Below are 5081 nucleotides of genomic sequence, written 5' to 3'. Positions count from 1 at the left end.
TGCAGACCGACGTGCTGGCGATGCCGTTCGCCCCGAAGCATGCCGAGTTGCTGACGGCGCTCGCGACGCGCAGCGAGCGACCGGCGCGCGTCATCGACGCCGAAGGTCGAGAAGCGGCCGCCGAGGCTGAGGCAAACGACTACAGGCAACTCAGAGATATCGCTGACGTCCCAGCATTAACTCAAACCAACCGGCCCCCACGATTCCCGGTACGGTTCACCCCAGAAGTTGGACGGTGGTTGAACGAATTTCACGTGAATCGCATCCGGTACTCGACGGGACTCAGGCCCTTGAGCTTCAGCTTGATCCGATCATGATTGTAGTACCGGATGTAGTTATCAATGCCTGTTTGCAGCTCCTCTACGCTGCGGAATTTCTCCAGGTAGTAAAGCTCAGACTTCAACGTGCCGAAGAAGCTCTCCATCGCGGCATTGTCGAGGCAATTACCTTTACGCGACATGCTTTGCTTCGCAGCATGTGCGTCAAGCCGCCGCCGGTATTCCGGCATCCTGTATTGCCAACCCTGGTCCGAATGTAGCATCGGCTGGTCATCAGCTTGCAACCTGCTAAAGGCTTTCTTGAGCATCGCGCCAACCATGCCGAACAGTGGCCGAGGAGACATCTCATACGACACGACTTCGCCATTGAAGAGATCCAGTACGGGAGACAAGTACAGCTTCAGACCGGCCACGTTGAACTCGGTCACGTCCGTCACCCACTTTTCATTCGGCCGATCGGCATAAAACTGACGCGCCAGATCGTTAGGGGCAACGTGTCCGAGTTGCCCTTTGTAGGATCGATACTTCTTTACTCGCACCCGGCAGCGCAACTGGAGCTGAACCATCAGTCGACGGACCGTCTTGTGGTTCACGAGGTCACCGCTGCGACGGATAGCGGCAGTGATGCGACGAATAGCCATAACGCCCTTTGTGCCGGTCAAACAGCTCCCGAATCTTCGGCTTCAAGTCGGCTATTTGTCCTCTCGCTGCAGGAGAGCGTGCAAAACTTGGGGAGGTCGATCTAATCAGGCTTCTTTATAAAGTGTGGGTGCTTCGTTACCGGAATTGTTCACTGACCGGTGCCGGCCTGACGCCGCTGCCAANCGGCTATTTGTCCTCTCGCTGCAGGAGAGCGTGCAAAACTTGGGGAGGTCGATCTAATCAGGCTTCTTTATAAAGTGTGGGTGCTTCGTTACCGGAATTGTTCACTGACCGGTGCCGGCCTGACGCCGCTGCCAAGGCGCATCTGCTGTGACGCGAGGCGGCTTTCCCGAGTGCTGAAATGTGACGAGGCGAGAATTCCCCGTTCAGAATCGCGACCCTGACCTGCACCAGGCGGTGCGCTCCTTCGTCCGTCCAGCGCATCTGTTGTTTCTTCGCCATGCGATGGCTGACGACCTGGTTCACCGCTGACTCCGCGATGCTGCTGCTGATCGGTATCCCCCTGCGATACCGTGCGCCGTAGTTGACCAGCGTATGCGCGTTGTTCCTCAGATATCCGGAGACAGTGTTCAGGTTCCACCACAGCGTACTGAATTCATACCCTTGCCTCATCAGCAACCGACCGTCGAGCGCATTGATTCGCTCCAATGCCTTGTTGCCCTTGCCATGCCAGACCAGCCATTTCGCATGGGTGATTGCGCTCTCCACCGACTCTCGTTCCATTGGGCCGATCGTCTTGCTACCGAACACGGAACGCTGCGCCACCTGAAACTTCATCGCGATGTGGAACCAGTCTAGGATCCGGCCGCGAGCCAGCTGGCTGTCCTCGACGGCTTTCACAAATTCACCTGCGTCGTCGCTGATCGTGTTGCGCAGCAGCCGAGGTAACCTCCCGGTGCACATATGCATACAGTTTTGGAGGGCGATCGGTGAACGTTGCACGCCCCGCGACAATATTCACGTGGCGGCCGTGGTCTCTCTCGTGATCGCAATTACGCAGCCACGCTGAGTCGACACTCACGGCGGCGACATGGTTGCATGTGCGAACCTGCCCGTCTGCAACGGACTGGGGCCGCCGCCCGATGTCTCGTTCTATTTCGGCGTCGAGTTGTTTTCCGATGGCGAGAATCCGGTCCCGAATGCCGCTGAACGAAATGCCCTTGTCCAGCGGCAGCATTTCCTCGAGCATGGCAGTGGCCAGCCGGTACGGCAGATGTGCTGCCCATTTCGCCTCGAGGTATTCCAGCTCCGGCGTAGTCCGGCTGGTCAGTGCTTTGGGCAAGGAATGCACTACACGCCGCGGCATCCGCGCGGTCCGCTAGCACGTCATGACCACAACCGTGGACTGATCACCGTCACCTTGCCGTACACCGTGCGCAGCACGGTCGGTCGACTGTCCTTGTGGCTCAAGGCCGCGCCGCAGCGTCGACAATGGGTCTGGCCCGACAGCCACCTCTCCACCTGATTCGAAACCAGCCCTGCCTGCACTCTGGCCAGTAGCGAGCGTCCCTCGGCAAGACTCAGGCCCAGCTGGGCGAGACTGCAATCAGGGCGCTCAATCACAGCCAGAACTCTCTCACCGGCAGTGACCGCATCGCTGTCGGCCGACCTTGCTTCGATGATCCATCGCATGATCTGCTCCCGCCGTTTCGATACCGTACAGCGTACTCCCCACAAAGCCGCTCCCTCCCCGGGTGCCTCCCCAAGTTTTGCACGCTCTCGATCAGCATCGCTCGTCAGTTTACTCTCGTTCACAAATGGGCTGCGTTCGGCACGGCCACGGCGATCTACTGGTGCTCGCCTGGCCACCACGTCGTTTTGACATTGCGCTCGATCAGATAGTCGTCGAGGTTCTTGCCGACGAGCCACTGCGGCCGTCGGCCGTTGCCGGACCAGCGGTTACCCGTGGTCGGATCATAGTACCGGACGCTCGCCTGCTTAGGGCGTTTGCCGAGTGCCTGCAGGATGTCGTCGAGTGTGATGTCGTACAGTTTGACGTTCTGTTTGAGCTCCTCGAGCACCGCGCGCTTCTCGATCTTTTTCGCGTCCGCTAAGCGTTCGTTCAAGACCTGTAGCTCGCGGATCAGATCCGGACTGACTGAATTCGATGTCATACGATTAATCCTCCTGCATTCCAACCATTGCAATTTCAGCTTCTGAAATCACTCTCCGGCCTCGTCGAAATACGCACTAACTCGTTCGGCTTTATATTCCCGGCACCCGCCTGGTCAATTCTCAGCTGGCGCCGCTACACCTTATCGATATTCATCGATTTCAACTACGGCGCCAAACGATTCAATAAGCTGGCGGGTCGTGTCTGACACATAAGGCACGCGCTCCCCAGTCTCGTTGTCCCAGTAGCAGAGGAATCGCATGCGCGCATCAACCTGCCTGATGCGTTTCCAAAGATCTTCACGAGGCAACGAGAGACGGTCAATCAGGTAGCGAAGGTGCGGCTCCAATCGATCGCTATGTACGGCGGCCTTGCTTTCGAGGGCCCAAAGATTGAGCTTCCCTGGCTTGGAACTGAGACGTCCAGACGGCAGCTGATAAGGCTTTCCTCGGGTGATCGTTCGACTCGGGAATACGCCAAAATAGGCCGTCCACGTATCCGGGGGCGTCTGCTCCGACGAGATGATGAACGTCGCGTAGGCAAGCGCGTTTTCGGGAGGGGTAGGGGAGTCAGGGTGCATACATCATGGATGTTGTCAATAATGACGCCTTTGAACTCGATATCGCCGCTGTCATGAAAAATGACGTTATCGGCTGGCCCCAAGCCATTTGCCGGTTGCAGCACATGCAGCATCTGCCCGAACGTTTTACGATCGTACCCGAGCATTTTCGCCGCAAAATTCGGGTTGTTGGTCACAGCGGCCAGTGATCCGAGGCTATCGCCGACGGGGCTGCCGATGTAATCGAACGGCTGCGCATCCCCGAGTAAAGTAGCGGCACCGCCTGCAAGCGCGCCGGCGCCGCCCACGCTACCACTACCGACGACACCTTCCAGGTAACCCATCAAGGCGTCGCCTGACACGTTGCTCGACTGGGCCCAACTCGAAATGGGCTTGTCCACCGGCAGCGACGCCACCAACGCGACGCTAGTTAACCTGTTCGCCCGCGGAAAAGGCGGTGCCGAGAGTTGACCGCCGGCCGCACTACTCCGGACGACCGGGCGGTCAATCGAGATGGACAACCGCCCGTCCTCGATGGCGGACCCGAGCTCATTCACCGGATTACCGCGGAAGCCGCCAAGCCCGAGTTCTCGAAGGTAGCCTGCCGCACCTGTCGTCAGTCCGGCGTACCTCGGCCAGTGCAGCATCAATTCTGAGACCGCCGAATGCTGTTCGGTCGATTGACGCGATCGCCCGTCGTTAGACAGTATGGCGCGCCTTCCAGAACCCAGATCGATAGTCACCGAGGCCATGAGTCTCGTTCTCCGTTTGCGATCATTCCCACGGATCGACTCTAACATCATATGAAACAGGTCTTGGGCTTTGGCTCACTGTCGAACGACCCGGCCGACAGTCTATCGGGGCCGACGATTTCAGTGTGCTCGCAACTATCGGTGCTATTATTCACTTTCCCAGATGAGTCCGAACCCTGCCGCGTGACACAGCAACGCCCACGCCGCATAAGGGATGGGGGTTTCGCCGCTGATCCAGCGGCGAACATGTTGACCACTTTTATCTTCGAGGCCCAAAAATTTCGCGGCCTGGCGGCCGGAAAACCCACACCGATCGACAAAGATCCGCACCTCCGGGCCTGTTGGAATCTCCCAAACCTCACCAGGGGTGACTTCAGAAAACGGAAAATATTGCACGCTAAGGCCCGCTGGGGCGTTGTGCTACCGCCGTCCGAATGCCTGATTGATCTCCCGAGCACGCAGGACATCGTCGCCATGCAAGTGCATTGGAGAGCGTGCAAAACTTGGGAGGTCAGCGCAGCGGCTTCCTCCAGTTGCTCACGGCGGGCGTCGTCTTCCGGCTCATCGTCACTGTCGAAGTACGCATTGAGCGCATCGACGGCGGCGGTGCTCGCTTTTCTCAAAGCCCGGAACGCGGTTTTTTCCTTCCGCGTGAATTCCCGGCGCTCCGGCGACAGGCGGCCATAGCGCGCCATGTCGGCATGGTCACGCTGCAT

Annotated in this window: 7 protein-coding genes and 2 pseudogenes; 2 read left to right on the top strand and 7 right to left on the bottom strand. The window is 58.6% G+C overall.

Features of this window, described 5'->3' with window-relative positions:
• Positions 1-250: 250 nt before the first annotated feature.
• From RZR99_RS32095 to RZR99_RS32070, 6 genes and pseudogenes are all read right to left on the bottom strand, one after another.
• Positions 251-1028, bottom strand: a pseudogene (locus tag RZR99_RS32095) (IS3 family transposase); the annotation flags it as partial.
• A 270-nt stretch (positions 1029-1298) separates the two neighbouring features.
• Positions 1299-1478, bottom strand: a pseudogene (locus RZR99_RS33510) (ISKra4-like element ISBte2 family transposase); the annotation flags it as partial.
• Between the two features lie 307 nt (positions 1479-1785).
• Positions 1786-2223: a hypothetical protein gene (locus RZR99_RS32085; RefSeq protein ID WP_323123721.1), complete on the bottom strand. Its 438-nt coding sequence runs from the start codon at positions 2221-2223 to the stop codon at positions 1786-1788.
• A 44-nt stretch (positions 2224-2267) separates the two neighbouring features.
• Positions 2268-2573, bottom strand: coding sequence for a hypothetical protein (locus RZR99_RS32080; RefSeq protein WP_323123720.1), 306 nt, complete (start codon positions 2571-2573; stop codon positions 2268-2270).
• A 155-nt stretch (positions 2574-2728) separates the two neighbouring features.
• Complete coding sequence (locus RZR99_RS32075; protein WP_323123719.1) at positions 2729-3055, bottom strand: H-NS histone family protein; 327 nt, start codon at positions 3053-3055, stop codon at positions 2729-2731.
• A 141-nt stretch (positions 3056-3196) separates the two neighbouring features.
• Positions 3197-3634 (bottom strand): DUF4279 domain-containing protein, encoded by a 438-nt coding sequence (locus RZR99_RS32070; RefSeq protein ID WP_323123718.1) that lies wholly within the window; start codon positions 3632-3634, stop codon positions 3197-3199.
• 5 nt (positions 3635-3639) lie between these two features.
• Here RZR99_RS32070 and RZR99_RS32065 point away from each other — a divergent pair, with 5 nt between their 5' ends.
• Positions 3640-3822, top strand: a complete 183-nt coding sequence (locus RZR99_RS32065; RefSeq protein ID WP_323123717.1) for a hypothetical protein — start codon at positions 3640-3642, stop codon at positions 3820-3822.
• Positions 3823-4512: 690 nt separating this feature from the next.
• Here RZR99_RS32065 and RZR99_RS32060 read toward each other — a convergent pair.
• Complete coding sequence (locus tag RZR99_RS32060; protein ID WP_323123716.1) at positions 4513-4761, bottom strand: XRE family transcriptional regulator; 249 nt, start codon at positions 4759-4761, stop codon at positions 4513-4515.
• A gap of 98 nt (positions 4762-4859) precedes the next feature.
• On the opposite strand from RZR99_RS32060, the gene RZR99_RS32055 reads away from it, so the two are divergent.
• Positions 4860-5081: hypothetical protein (locus RZR99_RS32055; protein WP_323123715.1), on the top strand; the 222-nt coding region annotated here is incomplete at its 3' end.

The sequence above is a fragment of the Burkholderia alba genome, assembly GCF_034721475.1.
GTDB classification, from domain to species: domain Bacteria; phylum Pseudomonadota; class Gammaproteobacteria; order Burkholderiales; family Burkholderiaceae; genus Burkholderia; species Burkholderia alba.
This window is presented reverse-complemented; position numbering and strand designations above follow the sequence as displayed.

Excerpts from the sequence above, each read along its gene's own strand:
- RZR99_RS32075 (WP_323123719.1), bottom strand. The coding sequence starts at position 3,055 with ATGACATCGAATTCAGTCAGTCCGGATCTGATCCGCGAGCTACAGGTC.
- RZR99_RS32065 (WP_323123717.1), top strand. The coding sequence starts at position 3,640 with ATGGATGTTGTCAATAATGACGCCTTTGAACTCGATATCGCCGCTGTC.
- RZR99_RS32070 (WP_323123718.1), bottom strand. The coding sequence starts at position 3,634 with ATGCACCCTGACTCCCCTACCCCTCCCGAAAACGCGCTTGCCTACGCG.
- RZR99_RS32080 (WP_323123720.1), bottom strand. The coding sequence starts at position 2,573 with ATGCGATGGATCATCGAAGCAAGGTCGGCCGACAGCGATGCGGTCACT.